This is a genomic window from Formosa agariphila KMM 3901, from assembly GCF_000723205.1.
GTDB lineage: Bacteria > Bacteroidota > Bacteroidia > Flavobacteriales > Flavobacteriaceae > Formosa > Formosa agariphila.
This window is the reverse complement of the sequence record NZ_HG315671.1, coordinates 2,045,483-2,064,293: the sequence shown is the minus strand read 5'-3', so window position 1 is coordinate 2,064,293 and position 18,811 is coordinate 2,045,483. Positions and strand designations below refer to the sequence as shown.

Genomic DNA, 18,811 nt, shown 5'->3' with positions numbered 1-18,811 from the left:
TTTGAGCTAAGGTTTAAATATATTTATATAGTCGCAAAATATGTTGGATTTTGCATTATTTAGAAAAAAAACAAAACAAACAGTTTTTGCTTAGTGCCAAACGGAAAGTAATCGTGTATTTTCTCCTGTACTAACCATATCACAAAAACTGCCAGATAAAACATTTGAAAAAAGCAATCTACATAACATTAATATTTGGAATACTGATTAGTTGTTCGGGAGATAAAACAATATCTGAAATCCAAAAATATGTTAACGGAATTGAAAGTCGGACAGACCTAAATGAATCCGTTACGGAATTTAATACGGAGAACCATAACGGAGAAATCGCTGGTGGAACATTAATATATGAATTGACAGATAAAGACAACAATTTATACCGAATAACTAAAGAAAGTTCTAATCTGAATGACACAATATTGAATTATGAGTTCTATTACAAAAACAAAAAGTTGATTTTTGCTAAAGTCATCAAGTTTTCAAACAATTTATCGAAATTTGACACGATTGTGAATAGCGAACTGTACTATAAAAACGGAAAACTTATTGAACAAATAAACCAAAAACCAAATGGAATGGATTCTGAATATGTAAAACTACTGGCTGAATCTATGGCAGTTGAAGGACTTGGAACTGAATGAAAAAACGTTTTACAACCACGTTTATAATTAATGGCTAGTTCCAGCTTGTTTACGAAAACCCTTGCACTTAACCGTTAGCAAATATTGTGCGTAAAATTCAACCCGTAAAAAGTCCTTTAAAATAGTAATGAATTTTCCCTCGGATAGTACGTTATGAATTTTAGCAAGTTTTTAGAATTAAAGAGCAAATACGTAAACCATAATCTGAATTTATATAATTTAGATAAATTAAACCCTAAAATAAATGAATTTTATCGCTCTTCCTTTAGGTCTGCTAATACTGTATCTAATTGATAAAAAAATTACAAAAAAGGAAAAAATCAATTATTCAAAAAGATTAAGAATAATATCCGGAATTTTATGTGCACTTATACTAGTTTTTATTTTTGTAATACAAGAATATCGTAAAGAACATTATAATTTTTGGCTTGGTGTTTTACCTAGCTTTTTAGCAGCAATAGGTTTTCCATTTATATTAATCTTATTTCAGAAAGATATTAAAACCTTTTTTATAAATAAATTTCTTTCATGGACAGTATTAACATTTATAGTTTTAACTATTTATGAATACATTTTATGGTTAGATGGAAGAAATTTTGATGGTTTTGATATATTATTTACATTTTTTGGAGCAATAATAAGTGGGTTTAGTATAAATAAACTTGTTCCCGACCCAATTAATGATGGTAATTCTAAATCAGAGAAATACTAATTATGTTAATATTGAAAATTTAAAATAGGGACATAAATACAGAAAAAACAATTGCTAAGAAGATGTATAATTAATGGCTAGTTTGAGCTTGCTTAATTACGTCACAAATTACACACAAACCCGTTAGCAACGATAAAGACTAGCATCTAAAAAAAATATTTTTTGACTTCAAAAAACTAATCAATCTTTTTAAAATTTCTCTTTCAAGTTAGATTTTTATATAATTCTATTGGAAAAAGATTCTAAAACAAGCATTTGCAATGTGTTAATTATCAGGTAATTAAATTTATTAAATAATAAAAATTATCTTTTACAAATAATTTATTATTGTTTTTCGATAATTTATTAATATGTTTACGTCATTAAACAATAATACTAAAATATGAAAACAATATTAAAATTTTTAAATGCATTTATTAAAACACTCATTATTATTTTAATTGTAGAAGTTTTTGGAAAGATGTATTCGATAATTCTCTTTTTAGTGGATAAGCCTACAACTTTCGAAGTTCATGGGATTGACTTTCCTACTGAATGGAGTAATCTAAATAGAACTATATTCATAATTTCAGGGAGTATTTTGACTATATTTTTAGTTTATCTTGCTTTTATCTTTAGAAAAGTTATTACATCATTTTCAAGGAACAATTATTTTTCAAGCGAAAATGTAAAACAATTAACTAAAGTAGGTAAAGGATTAATTTTTTATGGAATTGGACTCTTTTTACTAAGCAATACTAAAAACCTTTATTTAAATGAATTAACGTCATACAATTTAGGATATGCTTTTGGGCAATCTGTACATAAAACAGTTCCTATATTTATATGTTCTTCTTTTATTTTGCTTATAGCTTCTATAATAAAGAAAGGAAATATTTTACAAGAAGAGAACGAGCTAACCATATAATTATGCCAATAATAGTAAACCTAGACATTATACTTGCTAAACGCAAAATGAAAAGCAAAGACTTGGCAGAAATTATTGGTATTACTACTGCTAATCTTTCTATCTTAAAATCAGGAAAAGCTAAAGCAATTCGATTTTCTACTTTGGAAGCCATTTGCGAAGCATTGGAATGCCAACCATCAGATATACTTGAATATGAAGAAAAAACAAAATGAAAAGAACGATTTAAATAATAGACGGGTGACGACTTAAACATCGTCGCCGCGCCTTTCACATCACCGTACGTACAAGAGCTTCGCTCAGTATTTTCGAACTTTCCTTCTCACTAACATTTACGTCGGTTCACTAAATTGAAGTTTGCGTATTATTAATGTAATCTAGCAAAAAAGGTGGACTTACAGGCAGTATCTCATAAACTGTGTAAGTTTTAAAATCTCAGGTTAAATATTAATCTGAGATTTTTTTATTCATTAATTTTAACTTTTACACACTTATGAAACCAGAAGATTTATTAAACGAAGACTTTTTAAAACAATTCAAGAATGCACCAGAGCTAACATCCTTTTTAGAACAGTTGCACAAACGTGGTATTGAGAAGTTACTAGAAGGGGAACTAGATGCCCATTTAGACTACGATAAGCACAAAAAAAGTAAAGCAGCCAACCTTCGAAATGGTTACACTAAAAAGAAATTAAAATCCGTTTTAGGAGAAACAGAGATTCAAGTTCCTCGAGACCGTGATAGTTCTTTTAATCCTTTAATTGTAAAGAAAAGAGAAAGTACAACAGAAGGCATCGAAAATATTATTATATCGCTTTATGCCAAAGGCATGAGTAACAGTGATATTGAAGAACAAATACGTGAGCTGTACGATTTTAATATTTCTACATCCACTATTTCAAGGATTACAGATAAGATTACAGAAGATGTTATTGCTTGGCGGAACAGGCCTTTGGAGGCCACTTACCTAATTGTTTGGATGGATGGCATCGTATTTAAAGTTAGGGAAAACTCTAAAGTCATAAACAAGACTATTTATATTGCAGTAGGCCTGAGAACAGATGGCAAAAAGGAAGTCCTAGGATTATGGTTAGGTAAAAATGAATCTTCAGCCTTTTGGATGAGTGTTTTAACCGATATTAAAGCTCGAGGAACTCAAGATATACTTATCACAGCTACCGATAATTTAAATGGATTTACGGATACTATTAAAACTATTTTTCCGAAATCAACGACTCAAATTTGTGTTGTGCATCAAATAAGAAATTCGTGTCGTTACGTGGTCTGGAAGGACAAAAAGGAATTTACTCGTGACATGAAGCAAATCTATACTGCTCCTACAAAAGAAGCTGCCAAAGCTGCTTTAAATGACTTCAAAACTAAATGGGATTCTAAATATTCTTACGCCATTAAAAGTTGGGAAAATAATTGGGATGAGCTTACAGTATTCTTTGATTTTCCTATTGAAATAAGAACCATAATCTACACCACAAATCTTATAGAAAACCTAAATGGAAAGATACGGAAATACACAAAAAACAAACTCTCGTTTCCAACCGATGAAGCAGTTATGAAATCCGTGTTTTTAGCTTTGAGAGAAAGCACTAAAAAATGGACCATGCCAATCAGAAATTGGGGAGTGATACTAAATCAATTTTTAGCTATATTTGAAAACAGGATTAAGTTATAAATAACCTAACCCTGAAATTTTGAACTTACACACTTTTTAGGATAGTGTCTCAGAGCCATACTAATTATGTTAATAATAGTAAACCTAGACATGATACTTGCTAACTTTAAGGCTTAAACCACGCCAATAATTTTATACAAAACCGTTAGAAAACATACACCTCGATCCAAGAACATTAATGGACTTAAAGAACCCTTACATATTTTTTTCATTACTAATAGCTTTAAATATAGTTGCTTATTTATTAAATTTAGGAGTTAGTATTTTTTGGGATAAAATTCAAAAAAACAAAACGAGTACTACAAAAAAGGAAATACTGTCTTCATTACTTACATTATTTATAAATATAGTAATTGCTATTCCTGGGTTTATATTATGGATCAATGGAAATATTGTATTTTCTAACTTGAATTTATGGTTAACTTTTATATTTCTTTTCTTGTTAATGGATTTTTTAATGTATGTTCTACATTGGGCTTCTCATAATATATATTATTTAAAGAACATTCACTTAAAACATCATGAACATTCAGAAAGCTTTAATTGTGTTAGTTTATATTATATGTCCCCTTGGGAATCGGTACTATTTGGATTATTAGTAACTATAGTAACATTACTAGTTCCTCTTAATATGTATGGGTTTATAATGTTTCTCGGTTTTAATTGGTTTTATGGCGTTATTACGCATTTAAACATTAGTAATAAAAACCCTCATTTTTTAATTTTCACAACTAATTTTTTTCATCAAAATCATCATAAATTATTTCACAAAAATTATGGGTTTTACACCTTTATTTGGGATAAAATATTTAATACAGAGAAAACTAATTGAAATACATTTGCTACCACAGTATATAAAAAAATGCTATTTTTAGCTTAACTAATTTTGATTACTTTGTTTGCTAGTTTCTGGTTTTTCTACGGAAAATACTCACTTCTTAAACCGCTCTATTCTTATATATAAAGTTGTATGTAAGCTAAATACCAAACTAACTAATTAATAATGATTCACTTTTTGTTAGATGATTCTCAAGAATACATAGAGGAAACTTTTAACGACGTTAAAACAAGATATGTCTCGTTTGGAAAAGATATTTATAAACTATTAAAAGACAAAGAAGCAGAAATTTTTAATACTCTAAAGTTTTATAGAGCAACTAAACTGACAGAAAAAACCAGTTGGGGAACAGCTGAAATTGAAAATAGTTACGCAATATATGATGACGGAATACAATCTTTCGGAATTCAATTAGAACCAATAACACCCGTTATTTGTTTACATAATGAGCGAACTCAAATAGAAATCGGAGATTGGGATGGAAATAATTATTATGCAGAAGCTATAAAATTTATAAAAGAGGAATTAATGACAAGCTGAAATGAAAATAAATACGTAAAACCATTAGTACAAATATGAAACTGAAAACATTAATAAATATAATTGTATTGCTATTTCTTATTCAAATTGGAAACGCTCAAGAAGTTGAAATGATTACTGAATGGAAAGAAGCAAAAGAATTGGCAGAAAAAGAAAATAAACAAATTCTAATAATTCTTACTGGAAGTGAATGGTGCGCACCTTGTAAAAAAATGGATAAAAAAGTAATTGAAAATCCTGAATTTAAAAAGTATGCCGAAGAAAATCTCATTGTATTCCTTATAGACCTTCCGGGTGGCGGACTTGTTATTAATAGTAAAGTATATCAGGATTATGAGAAATTTAAAAACAAATACGAATCGATCGCATTACCTTCTCTAATTCTGACTGAAAATGATGGAACAAAAATAAGAACCTTAAAAGGGAAAATGTTTCGACTTGAAAATGTAATGAAACAATTAGAATTTGAATAAAATACTAGTGCTAACATCGTACAGAATTAATTGGTAGTTAGTGCTTACTTACTATAATCCTTGCGGACTTTCTATCTGTGATTTATTTGCTAACTTTAGTGCTTAAACAACGCAACTAATCTTATATAAAACCTTTGAAAAACCAATGCATATAAAGAAATGTCAATAACAAAAGAATCAGAATTAATCGGAATGAAAAAAGTTAGTGAAGTTGTTGGAACTACACTAAAACTCATGAAAGAATACGCTAAAGTTGGTATGTCAACTAAAGAATTAGATGAATATGGTGCTGAAATTTTAAAAAGTTATGGGGCCAAATCAGCACCTTATGAAACGTATGAATTTCCTGGATATGCTTGTATAAGTGTAAATGAAGAAGCTGCTCATGGGATTCCATCTGACAAAAAAATATTGAAAGAAGGTGACTTGATAAACATTGATGTTTCAGCCGAATTAAATGGATTTTGGTCTGATAATGGAGGTTCTTTTGTACTTGGTAAGGATATTCATAATCATCAACCTCTTGTAGATGCGTCTAAAAATATTTTACAAAAAGCTATTAGCAATATAAAAGGTGGTGTAAAAATAGCCGACATTGGACATTTAATAGAAACGGAAGCAAAAAAATCTGGATTTAAAGTTATTAAAAACTTAGCTGGACATGGCGTTGGAAGAAGTTTGCATGAAGAACCAGAAAACATTTTAAACTACCGAGTTAAAACAAATCGAGAAAGATTTAAAAAAAATACAACAGTAGCTATTGAAACATTTATCTCTACAAAATCGACAGTTGCGGTAGAATTAAATGATGGCTGGACTTTAGTTGGGAATAAAGGAGGATATGTTACTCAACACGAACAGACGATATTGATTACAGACAAGAATCCTATCATTTTAACAGCATCAAATGGAATGTGGAATTAAAACAGGCTATTACAAAACCTATAATACATACCCTGCAGGATACGCCTCATAGCCAAGATGTTGAAGAACCAATGAACATAACGAAATGACATATAAAATATTCTTTATAATTGGATTAATCTTCTTACTAATTGGTCAGATTATATTATCTAAAGGAAATGATTTTGTGTATGCCCAAGAGCCTATAGATTTTGCACATTGGTTTTTGTTAGTTGGAGTCGTTTTACTAATTCCTCAAGTTGTTTCTTTTCCTAAAAAAATATTTAGCCTAATAGGAATTCCTTTAACTTTAATCGGGATTACTTGTACTATTGGAATGTGTGTCTTGGACTTCATTTGGTGGAGCTTTCCAAACGAAGAACTGCGACATGAATTCACTAATCATATTTCTAAAGTTCCTTCTATCTGGAACCCTTTTATGAGTATAGGTCCAAGCTCTAAAATTTTCAATCTTGGTTTATTGATTTTAAGTTTGAATTACTATCAAAATCATAAGATAGGCATAGGCATTATTTTAATAGCAAATCTAATTTTGTGGCATATCATCCCATTGCCTTTTCGGCTCGTTTTAGGATATGCGCTAACTCTAATTGGTTTTAGTCTAATTTTTGTTCGAAGTGGTACTAAAAACATATTAGAATAACATACTGTGGTAAAAAGTAAGGAAGATGCATTAACTTTTCACTAAAAGTACCTCTATATATCTTTTCTGCTAGCTCAAGAATTTACTATTCTTGACAAAAAAGATGTATTTCCTAAAGCATACTTTGCTTTTCCTCATAACATTAGTTCAATTATTTTTTTTTAAAACGCTAACTTAAATTATAAATCAGGTATTCTTGAAATTGATAGTGTACAAACGAAGAGGGCAGTGGTTTTGTCAATAGGGAAATACGTTGCGCCTTTATTTGTTAGTTACAAACATTATGTAAATGAAATTGCAATTAATTTCACGCCAACAGGAATCAACTATTTCTTTGATGAAAATTTCTCAGACATTGCAAAATGTCCAATTCAAGAAATTGGAGATTCTGAGATTACTGAATTTTCAAAAGTTTTGTTCAATACACATAAAGAAAATAGGATTGAAAGCTTAGAATCTTTTTTAGAACAGAGATTTAGAAAAAAGAACATTCAATTAGTTGAGCAAGTTATACCAATAATTGAATGTGATAAAGCATTAAAATTTAAGAACATTTGTAAAGAACTTAATGTGTCTGAAAGAAATATAAACCGATTATTTCATAAGTATATTGGTTATTCTCCAAAGGATTATAAGAAAATAATATGTTTTAGAAAAGCGATAAAAGAAAAGATAAAACGCTTAACAAAATTGTTTAAAATAATTGCTAAATTAGTGCTTTATCAAGATTCTGTACACAAAACCATAAGGCTACTTACACTATAACTGTTGGCAATATTATGACAAAACACAACGCTGCTGAAAACAAATCAAAGCATAAGTTTGAAATTATAACCAATCTTATGTGGACTATATTTGGAGTTATAACTGGGTTAGATTATTATTCAAAGGAGGAATATTTAATTTGTGGAGTAATGTCGTCAATCGGAATTCTATGTGCATATAAGTTAATTAAATCAATAATAAGCAAATGAAAAACATACATTTTGATAATATGAGAAATAAGTTTTGGATTGCAATCTTAATATTATCTATTATTTGTTTTATGATTGGAATTTTTGAACCTATAGCATATTCAAATAAAGACTTAAATACATACTTTTTAAAAAGTGGTTTTTTATTACAAGTTCTTTATTACAGTAAAATGTTTTGGTATAAAAACTATGTACAATGGAATAAAAAAGGTGTTAACATTAAAGGCAATTCTTTTTTTGGAAAATCATTAACTTTTAACCAAATTATAAAGACGGAACTCAACGATAAGAACTTAATAATAACAAAAACTAACGGAACTAAAGTTACGTTAGATTTGAATGAAATAGCGGAACCAGATACTCAGAAACTGAATGAAATAATAGTAAAAAAGACTATTGCTAACACTATTTAAAACTTAGTGTTATTTAGTGCTTAATCAAAACAGATAACTACTCATAACCGAAACCGTTACCAAACAGCTGAATTCAGAAAATATCAATTAATGAAACAAAACGAAAGAATCATCATCATTGGTGCTGGACTTAGCGGTCTTACCTTGGCATATTTATTATCAAAAAAGAATGTGTATGCAACAGTCTTAGAAGCTTCGAATAGATGTGGTGGGAGAATACAAACCATAAAAGGAGAAAATGAAACACCGATGGAATTAGGGGCAACTTGGTTCTCTGATATACATCCCAACTTAATTTCCTTATTGGATGAATTAGAATTAAAAAAATTCCCCCAATACTCTAAAGGAAAATCTTTATTTCAAACCAAATCATTTGAACCCGCTCAGGAATTTTATATACCTGAAGCCGAAACGCCATCTTATAGAATTGCAGGCGGAACGGAGCATTTAATAAGCACTCTATATGAAAAAATAGATGCTGAACACATTAAATTAAAAACTAAAGTTGTTTGCATTGAAGACATTGAAAATGAATTAATAGTGCATTCCAATAAAGGAGAAAAATTTATAGCTGATAAAGTTATCTTATGCTTACCTGTTCAGTTGGTGGGGTCGCAAATTAAATTTATCCCTGAACTGCCTAACAATATTTCAGCTGTACTTCCAACGGTTCAAACTTGGATGGCGGGATCCATTAAATTTGTTTTAGAATATTCGGAACCATTTTGGAGAAGAAACGGATACTCCGGAATGTTGTACAGTCATGTAGGAATTGTTTCTGAAATGTACGACCATACTAATTTTGAAGAAGATAAATTTGGTTTTACAGGTTTCTTAAATGGTAGTTCATCAACCTATACTAAAGCACTCAGAAAGGCACTTGTATTAAAGCAATTAGAGGAGCTTTTAGGAGAAGATGCCTCGACTCCCTTAACTTACTCTGAAAAAATATGGACAGACGACTTTATTCTAAATGGTAATCGATTAATTAATATACCACATCAAAATAACGGACATCCGGTATTTAAGGAAACCTATATGGGTGATAAATTATATTTTTCTGGGACAGAATCCACCGATGAATTCTCTGGCTATATGGAAGGAGCAATACTTTCTGCGCTAAACACTTTAAAAAAAATACGAGAATAAGAAATCCAACAGCTAACTATATATAACCGCTAATTATTCAGTATTATATAGTTTAAAGGCGTTCACCTGTCGCCATGCTCTAGTTGGTGGATTCGGCGACGTCCGAACCCACTCCGAATGACTAAAGCAAATGCTAAACTGTAATTTAGTGTATATTAACTGCCAACTTAAAGTTACACAAGACCGCAGTACTGCATTTTCGAATCTAAATCATTACAAATTAATCACTAAATCATTTAAAAAAGTATTGTAATTATTCAACTCCGTAGGCACATCTGCATTTTTTTCCATATCGTGAAAATGATGTGTGGCTAATAATTCCATTCCTGTAAAAGCATTCATTCTGTGAAATCCAAACATAGCACCTTCATCGACACTTTTCTGATTAAAAAATTCATTTTCTAAAGTAAATGAGGTTTTAGGTGCATTCCAACTTGTAGTTAGTATATATTTTTTTCCGTGCATTAAACCACCCGTCCCGTAATTGATTTTTGGATTTGTTCTACTTCTACCATCATTGGCATAAATTCCATTTTGATGGCCTTCCGTAAAAACTTCATCTATATATTTTTTAAATCCAAATGGTATTTGAAACCACCAAATTGGCGTATGATAAATCACTACATCTGCCCACTTAAATTTTTCAACCTCTTCTTTTACGTTATAATTTTCACCTACTTGAGTATATTTCACTTCAAATTCTTCACGCGTCTCAAAAAATGAAATCGTATTGTTGAAAAGTGTGTCGTTAAATCTTCCACCAGAATGCGCAAATGGATGACTGCCGTTAATTATAAATATATTTTTCATTTGTCTCTTATTTTATTTGAAGCAAAATTAAAGCAATACTTATTATTGTAAAAATAATACAAATCATACCTTTGTATCAAAATTTTGATAGTTATGGTGAATTTAGAATGGTACAGAACATTTAAAGAAATATATGAGAATGGAACGTTAACCAAAGCTTCTATTGCTTTATATGCGTCCCAACCTGGAGTTAGTGTACACTTAAATGCTTTAGAAGCGTATGTTGGCAAAAAACTATTTGAACGCACTTCAAGAAAAATGATTCCAACAGAGGATGGGAAATTCCTATATGAATATATTATTGAATCTTTAACTAAACTTGAAATAGCAGAACAGCATTTTAAGAAAACAACACAAGAAAAAAATCCATCTTTAAATATAGGAATGTGTTCAGAAATGTTTCAACTCATTATTGAACCTGAAATCCCTAAACTAGACTTTGACTTAGTGGCTAGATTTGGATCACATATAGACTTAATAAAAGACCTAAACAATGGCATTTTAGATTTAGTAATCACACCTAAAAAACAGAATGAAAAAAAATCGTTAGTGGAGTATATTCCGTTTTCAAAAGAAAGAATCGTTTTAGTAGCTGGCAATAAAACCGATACAACCCAATTACAGGAACACCTAAAATCTAATGATTTAAACAAGTTAGAAGACGAACTTCTTAAAAACATTTGGTATAGTTCATCTAACGAAATGGAACATTTTAGACGTTTTTGGTTTGAAAATTTTAATAAGAAACCTGCTTTTAAACCCAATTACATTTTACCAAATATTACTTCTATAATTAGATGTTTAAACCATGGTAACGGACTTGCATTAGTTCCCGATTTTTTATGTCGAGAACAAATTTTAAAAAACGAAATACTTTTAGTTTGGGAAGGAAAAGTTAAAACAGAAAACACCTTGTATTTTGCATCAAGAACAGATTTGAAATACAAAAAAGAATTAGAAACCATTAAGACTATATTTAAATCAAAAATGAAATAAATGTAGTACAATAACCTTCGGTAGTTCAGGATAAGTAAAAACGCATAAGTTTTTAATGTAAGTAGTTCTATATGTATGCACTGCTAACTCTAGTGTTTACTAGTGATTCCGAATGCAACTTTAAAGCTATCCGATAACGGTGTGTTTTTGGTGTAGGATTTGTGTTTTTTTATCTCAATACATTTAAAAAAACAGTTTTAGAACCTTAAATTGGAATGGTGTGGGGGAGCGGTAAACTAATAAAACTTCTAAAAATGAATAAATTATAGATGTGGATTTGTAGAGATGTGTTATATTTAATACATATAGTGCATTTGTGTTATATGTAATAGCTGTAAACAATACCGAAAAGCTGAACGAAAATGAAATACGTCGAATTTAATGTTGAAAATAATAAAATAGAATTTATAAATTCTGTATTCGGAATTGAAAGTGTTTTGCTAAACGGAAAAACGGTTTCAAAAAAATTCTCTTTCTCAGGTTTCAAACACAACCTGAATCTGAATTCCGAAAATTTTATTTTGAAATCTAAATACAAACAATTCGATAAAAGAGAAATTCAGTTGGAATTATTAAAAAACGGAGAAACAATTGAAAAGCAAATTGTTAGAGCCGACAAAAAACAAATAATTTATTGGATGCTGATTGGTACTGGACTAGGAATTGGAGCTTATAAATTATTGAATTTATTAGTTGAAACTCTGAATTAATGAAGAGAATTTATATTTAATAATAATTATTGCAAGTGCAATTTTAATGATTGGGAATTTTATAACATCCGAAAAAATTGACAGCATATTTTAGTGTTTATTTTATCGAGTGTTTTAATTATAATATCAATGATGTAGAGAATTAGAGACTACAACAAAAACAACTATTAATAATTTGAATACAAATAACGAACCACTAACTTAAGACGTATATAAAAATTTGCTATTTTTAGCTTCATCGTGTAAGCTATTGTGTTTACTTACATCTGGTTTTCCTTCGGGAAATCCTATAATGCAACCGGTTCACTCAACATGGTCGTGATTGTTGGCATTAATATATTATTTAATCGGATAAGATAATGAGTCCATCAGCAAAAAGTGTTTTTATTTATGGTATCTATTTGGCACTTATCGGATTAATGCTATTGTTAGTGCCTAATGTATTGCTTAGCTTATTTGGAATTGAACCCACTCATGAAGTTTGGATTAGATTTGAGGGCATTTTATTAATGGCTACTGCTGTTTACTATTTCATCGCTGCTAAATATGAGCTTATTTTAATTTTGAAGACAACTGCTTTTATTCGGTTTACAGTAATTGTTTTCTTCAGTGCATTTGTGTTGCTAGATTTAGTATCTCCTAGAATAATAATAATTGCAGTAATAGACTTTTTAGGAGGGACTTGGACCTACTTATTGTTAAAAAAAGAAGGCCATTTTTATCGAAATAAAAATAAATTACCCTGACAATGAAATAATAAAACAGTTACTACTGTCGGCATTGTATTTTAAAAACAACACAAGTCTTTGTTAACACAAGGGTTTGGATGTAATCTTAAAATTCAGTGTCTTTTTACACGCTACGTTTCATACACAAGACCAGGAGGTCTCGCTAAAACCAACTGCTATCCATGATTAAGTTCTTTAGACAAATTAGACAACAGCTTGTTACCGAAAACAAATTCAGTAAGTATTTACTTTATGCCATTGGTGAAATCGTTTTGGTGGTTATCGGTATTTTAATTGCGTTACAAATAAATAACAGTAACGAGAACCGGAAAAATAGGATTAGAGAAATGAGTTATTTAGAAAACCTAAAAGTAGATATAAAGTCCGATTCAATATTTTACGAAAGAACTTGGTTGAAAAATGGTTCTAAAAAAATAGCAGCACTAATAAAAGCTAAAGACTATTATAAGACTAAAGTAATTCCAAACGATACGCTTCAATTTTTAAACGATATCTCTTTTGGTGGAATTTATGGTGTTGGACGATTTATTAGTAATAACCGAACATTTAAAGAATTAGTAAGTACTGGTAATATAAGCCTGATATCTGATGAAGTTATTAGAAAGCATATAGGTGATTATTACCTCGGTCAAGATTTTTCAGTACAATATGCAGCAAATTTACAAAGTGGATATGCTGATTATCTTAACTCTATTAAAGTGTTTAATCCTAAATTTCCAAATACTATCAACCGTTCTGAAATTCCGATGATGTTGAAAATGATGCAACGGGACGAATTTTATTTGCTAATAAACAAAGAGCTCACTTATGCATATTCTTATATAAATCGTGTAGAAGGTTATAAAAAGGATTCACATCATTTGTATACAGAAATTGAAGCGTATTTAAATCAAAAAAGATAAAATTACCAAAACCTTAGTGATTGAAAAACATAACCCTTTATAAAAAAAGCTATTGTAATACAACCTTATCGTTATACTGATAAATACTATTATATTAATGCTTCAACATTTAGCAGTATGAATGTGTAAGTATTTTTTTATGCTTTATTTTTAAAAAATGGGATAACCAAGGTGTTATATACAAGATATTTACCGCATATATTTTATATTTGATAGATGGGTTTTAAAGTCGTATGTTATTCCATCTTCTTAAGCCGTATCTAATTAAAGTAATGTACTAAAAATAAGACCTAATGAAAAATGTTCATCCGTATACAGAAGTCAATGAAGCCTTAAAATCTTTAGACAATGGAGGTCGGTTTTACAACCTACTTACTCAAGCCGAAGACGGTGTAATCAGTCAGGCAGAATTGGGTAAAACAGGAGGACTTTTTAGTGATATACAGCGTATGATCCTGTTTTTAGAAGTATCGATTTCTAAATTAAACCAAGATGAAAAGGACCTCGTGGTTTCAAAATTAGATGATGACTTAAAAGCTAATTATTTAAAATACAAAACCCAGCATTTGCTTCCCTCAGAGGTAGAGGAGCAGGGAATAGTATCTTCTAATTTAATATTGACAGGTGTCCCTAAACTCATAGATTCTAAATCAGATTTTAATGGATTTATTATGGTGCCCAATATGGTTGGAGGCGTAACTACGTTCTCGTTAATTCCGTTAATAGACCAATATGATGTTTATGAATTGAGGGACGAACAAACGTCTGAATCCTTTATAATTGCACATTCTAAAACTTCGGAAAAACTACCAAATAAAAAAATTATAGTAGCTGGCGTATTAAAAACTCTTGAAACAGATAAAACAGTATCTAAACCTCGCTTCTTAGAAACCCTTTATACCGTACAGGATTAAGGCTTGTTGCGTCCCTAGATTAGACCGCATGAATTTTTATAATGAAATTGATAGAATCAAATAAGTGATATATGTGATAAAGTTTTATATTAGATATATAGTGCATATGTGCTATATATAATAGTTGTGCTTCATGTAAAAAACTACTGAACTAAAAATAAATTAAACTGAATGACACATTTTGACCCAGCAAGAAACAAAGTTCTCTTTGGAAGTACAGATAAGTTAGCTGATTGGATAGCTGAAGATTTAGACCAAGGTAAAATCATTGATAAAATCAAATTAATGCTGAAGAATTATCTTGAATTAGATAATGTTAGTTTTCTTTTTGGTTCAGGCACTTCAATTCATTTAGGAGCAGTTGCAATTCGAAATTTCCCTTTAGAAGTAGAAAATTATATAAAAGAACAAGATCCTGAAGGTAATGGTATTTATAACCATTTTATTTTCGTTATTAAACAATTGCAAGGGGACGTTTTAAAATTTGGTAAAGAACATTTAATTCCAGATACTCAAACTTTTGAAGATGAAAGAAAATGGAAATTTGAAATTACAGATGACATTGTACGAGATATTGATTCAAAGGAAATCGCTATAGAATATGAAAAAGTTTTAAATTATTTAATAGCAATGGATTTTGTTTTTAGTGAGGACAAAAGCAAAGCAAGAACAGACAAATATGCTGAATTAATTACAACTATTAAAGAAGGCTTATTTAATGTGTGTAACTTAGAAAACAGACCTGTTTCTCAAACAATAATTGACAGAAAAAAGGCAAGTCAATTCACCAAAGAAAAAGCCCAAGGAGAATTACTTGAATCGAAAAGCAAATATATTTTTCACGAAAAATTCTTAAAAGCTCTTCTTCAAAGACCATTAAATTTAAGACGAGCAAATATATTTACTGCAAACTATGATTTAGCTTTCGAATATGCTTTTGATAAGCTTGGAGTTCATTATATTGATGGTTTTTCAGGGTTTCATAAAAGATTTTTCAAACCTGAAACGTTTGAATATGATATTTTTTATCCAGGCTCTACTACTTCAGGCAAAGTACAAAGAATAGAAAAAGTAGTAAGGTATTATAAATTACATGGTTCATTATCTTGGGTAAATTCGGAATCAAGGGATGCAAACAATCTCTATGGTATTGAAGAAAAACCTTTAGAACTAATAGATTCTCTAAAGAAAAAAGGAGAAATAATAATTTATCCTTCTGCTGTTAAGAAGTCATACACTCTTGACTTGCCTTACTCAGAACTTTTTAGACAGTTTGCATCAACAATAACTCAATCTCAATCAGTTTTACTAACAGTAGGTTATTCATTTGGTGACGACCATTTTAATGATATTATTTATCAGGCTTTATCAAACCCGACTTTCACTCTTATTGTAATTGATTTTCAAGGGACTCAAAATGAATACATAAAAAACCTGAAAGAACTTAATGACCCGAGAATAATCATATTAGAAGGAGCTTTTTTTGGTGACTTTTTAACTTTTTCAGATACACTAATGCCAAATTTCAATAATATCGATAATAACGAAAAAGTTGCAAATACATTAAATGAACTATTAAGTACAAAAACTTCTAAAGCTGAACCAACTAAAGACAAAGAATAATGAGTGAAAGAAGTATTGGAAAGGTAATTTCTGTTGATAGCTTTAGGGCATATATACGACTTGATGATGATTTAAAAAGTCTTTATAAAAGTGGTTATGAAGATATATTTGAAGTCGCTAGAATTAATTCCTATGTTATTATACCAATTGGCTCTGATAAAATTGTAGCTATGGTTACAAGTGTAAGGTCTATTGATGAAACTGAAATTGGAAAAAATAAAGAAGCAATATTTCTGACGAAATCCGCAAGATATTTGGTAGCAACAATGATTGGAACAATTGAAAATAGCGGAAAATATATTCAAGGAGTTTACAATTATCCTATTCTTGACAATCCCGTTTGGTATGTAACCAGTCAAGATTTGGATAATATTTTTGACCAAAAAGAAAAATCATCAATCAACTTTGTTGATGATTACTACCTACCTATTGGAACATCTCCTTCGTTTTCAGATTATAAAATAAAAATAAATCCTGATAAATTTTTTGGTAAACATGCTGCAATATTGGGAAATACAGGCTCTGGTAAGTCATGTACATTTGCTTCTATTATTCAAAGCATGTTTGATTTTGACTATAATGGGAAAAAGCTCAAAAATGCTCACATTATAATATTTGATACAAACGGAGAATATAAACAAGCATTTCAAGGCACTAAAGATACCCCATGTAAAAACTTAGAATTAGTCAACCCATTTCACATAGATAAAGATGGTCTAAAAGTTCCTTTTTGGTTTATGAATTTTGCTGATTTTGATTATTTATTTGAGCCAACTTCAGGAACACAAGCTCCTGTATTTAAAAGAGCAATTGGACTAGCAAAAAATCAAGCTGAAATTAGTGATAAACCAATTCTTGATAAATTTGTTGAAAAAGGAATTCTAAATATTATTGAAAGTTCTCCTGATGATATAAAAAAAAGAAAGTGTACTCAAAGTTATGGAAATTGGAACTACAATGATGAAAATGAAATTCTAGGTTTAGCTGAAGCAATAAACACAAACGATAATGAAACAATAGAAAACATTAAAGAATTAGTACAAGAACTTGGTGAAGAAATTTCAATAAAAAGGGTGTCTGAAATATTGAAGGAATTAAATGAAAGCTACCTAGAGTATATTAGTAAACAAAATGAAAAACAAATTTCAATTGAGAAAAATATAGATTTACCTGTTCGTTTTAATTTTCAAGAATTAATTACAAGGTTTTTTGATGAGGCAATAAACGAGCAAGAAAATTCAGGCAATAGATTAAGAGAATTTGTATCAACGTTAAGACTGCGACTACAATCCTATCTAGGTGATGAAAGAATTTCGAAGCCTTTACTATTGAATGAAACAGGAGAAATCACAAATGCATTAGCAAAATTCATTTCATTTATTTTAGGAGACTTTTGTAAAGTTTATAACTCAACAGACACTGACTTATTTACCGAATCATATAAAGCTAAATTAGGTAAAACTGAAATAGAAAAATTACAAGAAGACAAATCTAGTCAAGTGACAATTATTGACATGTCTTTATTACCATTTGAGGTTTTAGAAACAATTACAGGGTTAATTGGACGACTTATATTAGATTTCACTTCTCGTTTGTCTGAAAGTAATAGAGGTAAATTACCAATTGTAATTGCATTAGAAGAGGCTCAAAATTATATTCCCGAAAAAAATAGAGGTGATAGAGAATCAATAGCTAAAAAAGTTTTTGAAAGAATTGCTAGAGAAGGTCGTAAATATGGTATTTCTTTACTTGTTTCTAGCCAACGTCCATCAGAATTATCAAAGACTGTATTATCTCAATGTAATTCATTTATTATACATAGACTTCAAAACCCAGAAGACCAGAAATATGTTAGACAATTAGTTTCTGCTGCTAATGAGGATATTCTCCAACAGTTACCTATTTTACCACAACAACATGTTGTAGTTATGGGTGATGCTGTTAGAACGCCAGTTCAAGCAAGAATGAATAATGCAAATCCAAGACCCAATAGTAATAACCCTAAATTTGTAGAAAATTGGACAGCAGACTTGGATGAAAATTTCCCTAATTATGTGAAAATTGCAGAAGCTTGGGAAAAAGGTGAAAAATATAATCCTTCCAATATAGAACCTAATGAATAAAACACGAAAGCACAACAATGGCTATAATTAATACGGGTTTTGGTGCTTAAACAAAAGTCTGTGTATATTTACTAAGTCCG

At 29.7% G+C, this 18,811-nt stretch carries 21 protein-coding genes; 20 read left to right on the top strand and 1 reads right to left on the bottom strand.

The genetic code is table 11. From position 1 onward, the window contains the following. Positions 1-164: 164 nt before the first annotated feature. The 13 genes from BN863_RS09030 (at position 165) to BN863_RS08965 (ending at position 9,904) form a co-directional block, all read left to right on the top strand. Positions 165-641 carry a hypothetical protein gene (locus tag BN863_RS09030; RefSeq protein ID WP_038529748.1) on the top strand — a complete coding sequence of 159 codons (477 nt, stop codon included), beginning with the start codon at positions 165-167 and terminating at the stop codon, positions 639-641. A gap of 244 nt (positions 642-885) precedes the next feature. Next, on the top strand, positions 886-1,353 hold the full coding sequence (locus tag BN863_RS09025) for a hypothetical protein (protein WP_038529746.1): 468 nt from the start codon (positions 886-888) through the stop codon (positions 1,351-1,353). Between the two features lie 382 nt (positions 1,354-1,735). Next, positions 1,736-2,260 carry a DUF2975 domain-containing protein gene (locus BN863_RS09020; protein ID WP_038529744.1) on the top strand — a complete coding sequence of 175 codons (525 nt, stop codon included), beginning with the start codon at positions 1,736-1,738 and terminating at the stop codon, positions 2,258-2,260. 2 nt (positions 2,261-2,262) lie between these two features. Next, entirely contained in the window at positions 2,263-2,475 is a 213-nt protein-coding gene (locus BN863_RS09015) for a helix-turn-helix domain-containing protein (protein ID WP_038529742.1), read from the top strand. Positions 2,476-2,753: 278 nt separating this feature from the next. Beyond that, positions 2,754-3,950: an IS256 family transposase gene (locus BN863_RS09010; protein WP_038527458.1), complete on the top strand. Its 1,197-nt coding sequence runs from the start codon at positions 2,754-2,756 to the stop codon at positions 3,948-3,950. Between the two features lie 178 nt (positions 3,951-4,128). Further along, positions 4,129-4,782 carry a sterol desaturase family protein gene (locus BN863_RS18905; protein WP_038529740.1) on the top strand — a complete coding sequence of 218 codons (654 nt, stop codon included), beginning with the start codon at positions 4,129-4,131 and terminating at the stop codon, positions 4,780-4,782. Between the two features lie 171 nt (positions 4,783-4,953). Next, positions 4,954-5,328: a hypothetical protein gene (locus BN863_RS09000; RefSeq protein WP_038529739.1), complete on the top strand. Its 375-nt coding sequence runs from the start codon at positions 4,954-4,956 to the stop codon at positions 5,326-5,328. Positions 5,329-5,363: 35 nt separating this feature from the next. Next, positions 5,364-5,801 carry a thioredoxin family protein gene (locus tag BN863_RS08995; RefSeq protein WP_038529737.1) on the top strand — a complete coding sequence of 146 codons (438 nt, stop codon included), beginning with the start codon at positions 5,364-5,366 and terminating at the stop codon, positions 5,799-5,801. A 159-nt stretch (positions 5,802-5,960) separates the two neighbouring features. Continuing rightward, positions 5,961-6,725, top strand: a complete 765-nt coding sequence (gene map, locus BN863_RS08990; protein ID WP_038529735.1) for a type I methionyl aminopeptidase — start codon at positions 5,961-5,963, stop codon at positions 6,723-6,725. Positions 6,726-6,810: 85 nt separating this feature from the next. Beyond that, a complete protein-coding gene (locus BN863_RS08985) occupies positions 6,811-7,368 on the top strand; it encodes a hypothetical protein (protein ID WP_051774652.1) in 558 nt (185 codons plus the stop codon). 228 nt (positions 7,369-7,596) lie between these two features. Beyond that, a complete protein-coding gene (locus BN863_RS08980; protein ID WP_148304592.1) occupies positions 7,597-8,133 on the top strand; it encodes an AraC family transcriptional regulator in 537 nt (178 codons plus the stop codon). A 205-nt stretch (positions 8,134-8,338) separates the two neighbouring features. Further along, complete coding sequence (locus BN863_RS08970) at positions 8,339-8,755, top strand: hypothetical protein (RefSeq protein WP_038529729.1); 417 nt, start codon at positions 8,339-8,341, stop codon at positions 8,753-8,755. A 90-nt stretch (positions 8,756-8,845) separates the two neighbouring features. Then, positions 8,846-9,904, top strand: a complete 1,059-nt coding sequence (locus BN863_RS08965) for a flavin monoamine oxidase family protein (protein ID WP_038529727.1) — start codon at positions 8,846-8,848, stop codon at positions 9,902-9,904. A 213-nt stretch (positions 9,905-10,117) separates the two neighbouring features. Here the strand turns inward: BN863_RS08965 and BN863_RS08960 are convergent, their stop codons facing one another. Then, on the bottom strand, positions 10,118-10,714 hold the full coding sequence (locus BN863_RS08960) for an NAD(P)H-dependent oxidoreductase (protein WP_038529725.1): 597 nt from the start codon (positions 10,712-10,714) through the stop codon (positions 10,118-10,120). 93 nt (positions 10,715-10,807) lie between these two features. On the opposite strand from BN863_RS08960, the gene BN863_RS08955 reads away from it, so the two are divergent. The 7 genes from BN863_RS08955 (at position 10,808) to BN863_RS08925 (ending at position 18,731) form a co-directional block, all read left to right on the top strand. Next, complete coding sequence (locus BN863_RS08955) at positions 10,808-11,710, top strand: LysR family transcriptional regulator (RefSeq protein WP_038529723.1); 903 nt, start codon at positions 10,808-10,810, stop codon at positions 11,708-11,710. A gap of 362 nt (positions 11,711-12,072) precedes the next feature. Next, positions 12,073-12,420: a hypothetical protein gene (locus BN863_RS08950; protein WP_038529721.1), complete on the top strand. Its 348-nt coding sequence runs from the start codon at positions 12,073-12,075 to the stop codon at positions 12,418-12,420. Between the two features lie 359 nt (positions 12,421-12,779). Then, positions 12,780-13,166 carry a hypothetical protein gene (locus BN863_RS08945; RefSeq protein WP_051774650.1) on the top strand — a complete coding sequence of 129 codons (387 nt, stop codon included), beginning with the start codon at positions 12,780-12,782 and terminating at the stop codon, positions 13,164-13,166. Between the two features lie 164 nt (positions 13,167-13,330). Beyond that, positions 13,331-14,071 carry a DUF6090 family protein gene (locus tag BN863_RS18020; protein ID WP_051774647.1) on the top strand — a complete coding sequence of 247 codons (741 nt, stop codon included), beginning with the start codon at positions 13,331-13,333 and terminating at the stop codon, positions 14,069-14,071. A gap of 293 nt (positions 14,072-14,364) precedes the next feature. Further along, positions 14,365-14,985 carry a hypothetical protein gene (locus tag BN863_RS08935; protein WP_038529719.1) on the top strand — a complete coding sequence of 207 codons (621 nt, stop codon included), beginning with the start codon at positions 14,365-14,367 and terminating at the stop codon, positions 14,983-14,985. Positions 14,986-15,156: 171 nt separating this feature from the next. Next, positions 15,157-16,608, top strand: a complete 1,452-nt coding sequence (locus tag BN863_RS08930; RefSeq protein WP_051774645.1) for an SIR2 family protein — start codon at positions 15,157-15,159, stop codon at positions 16,606-16,608. Next, entirely contained in the window at positions 16,608-18,731 is a 2,124-nt protein-coding gene (locus tag BN863_RS08925; protein ID WP_051774643.1) for an ATP-binding protein, read from the top strand. The genes BN863_RS08930 and BN863_RS08925 overlap by 1 nt, the downstream gene beginning before the upstream one ends. The last annotated feature ends 80 nt before the right edge of the window (positions 18,732-18,811 follow it).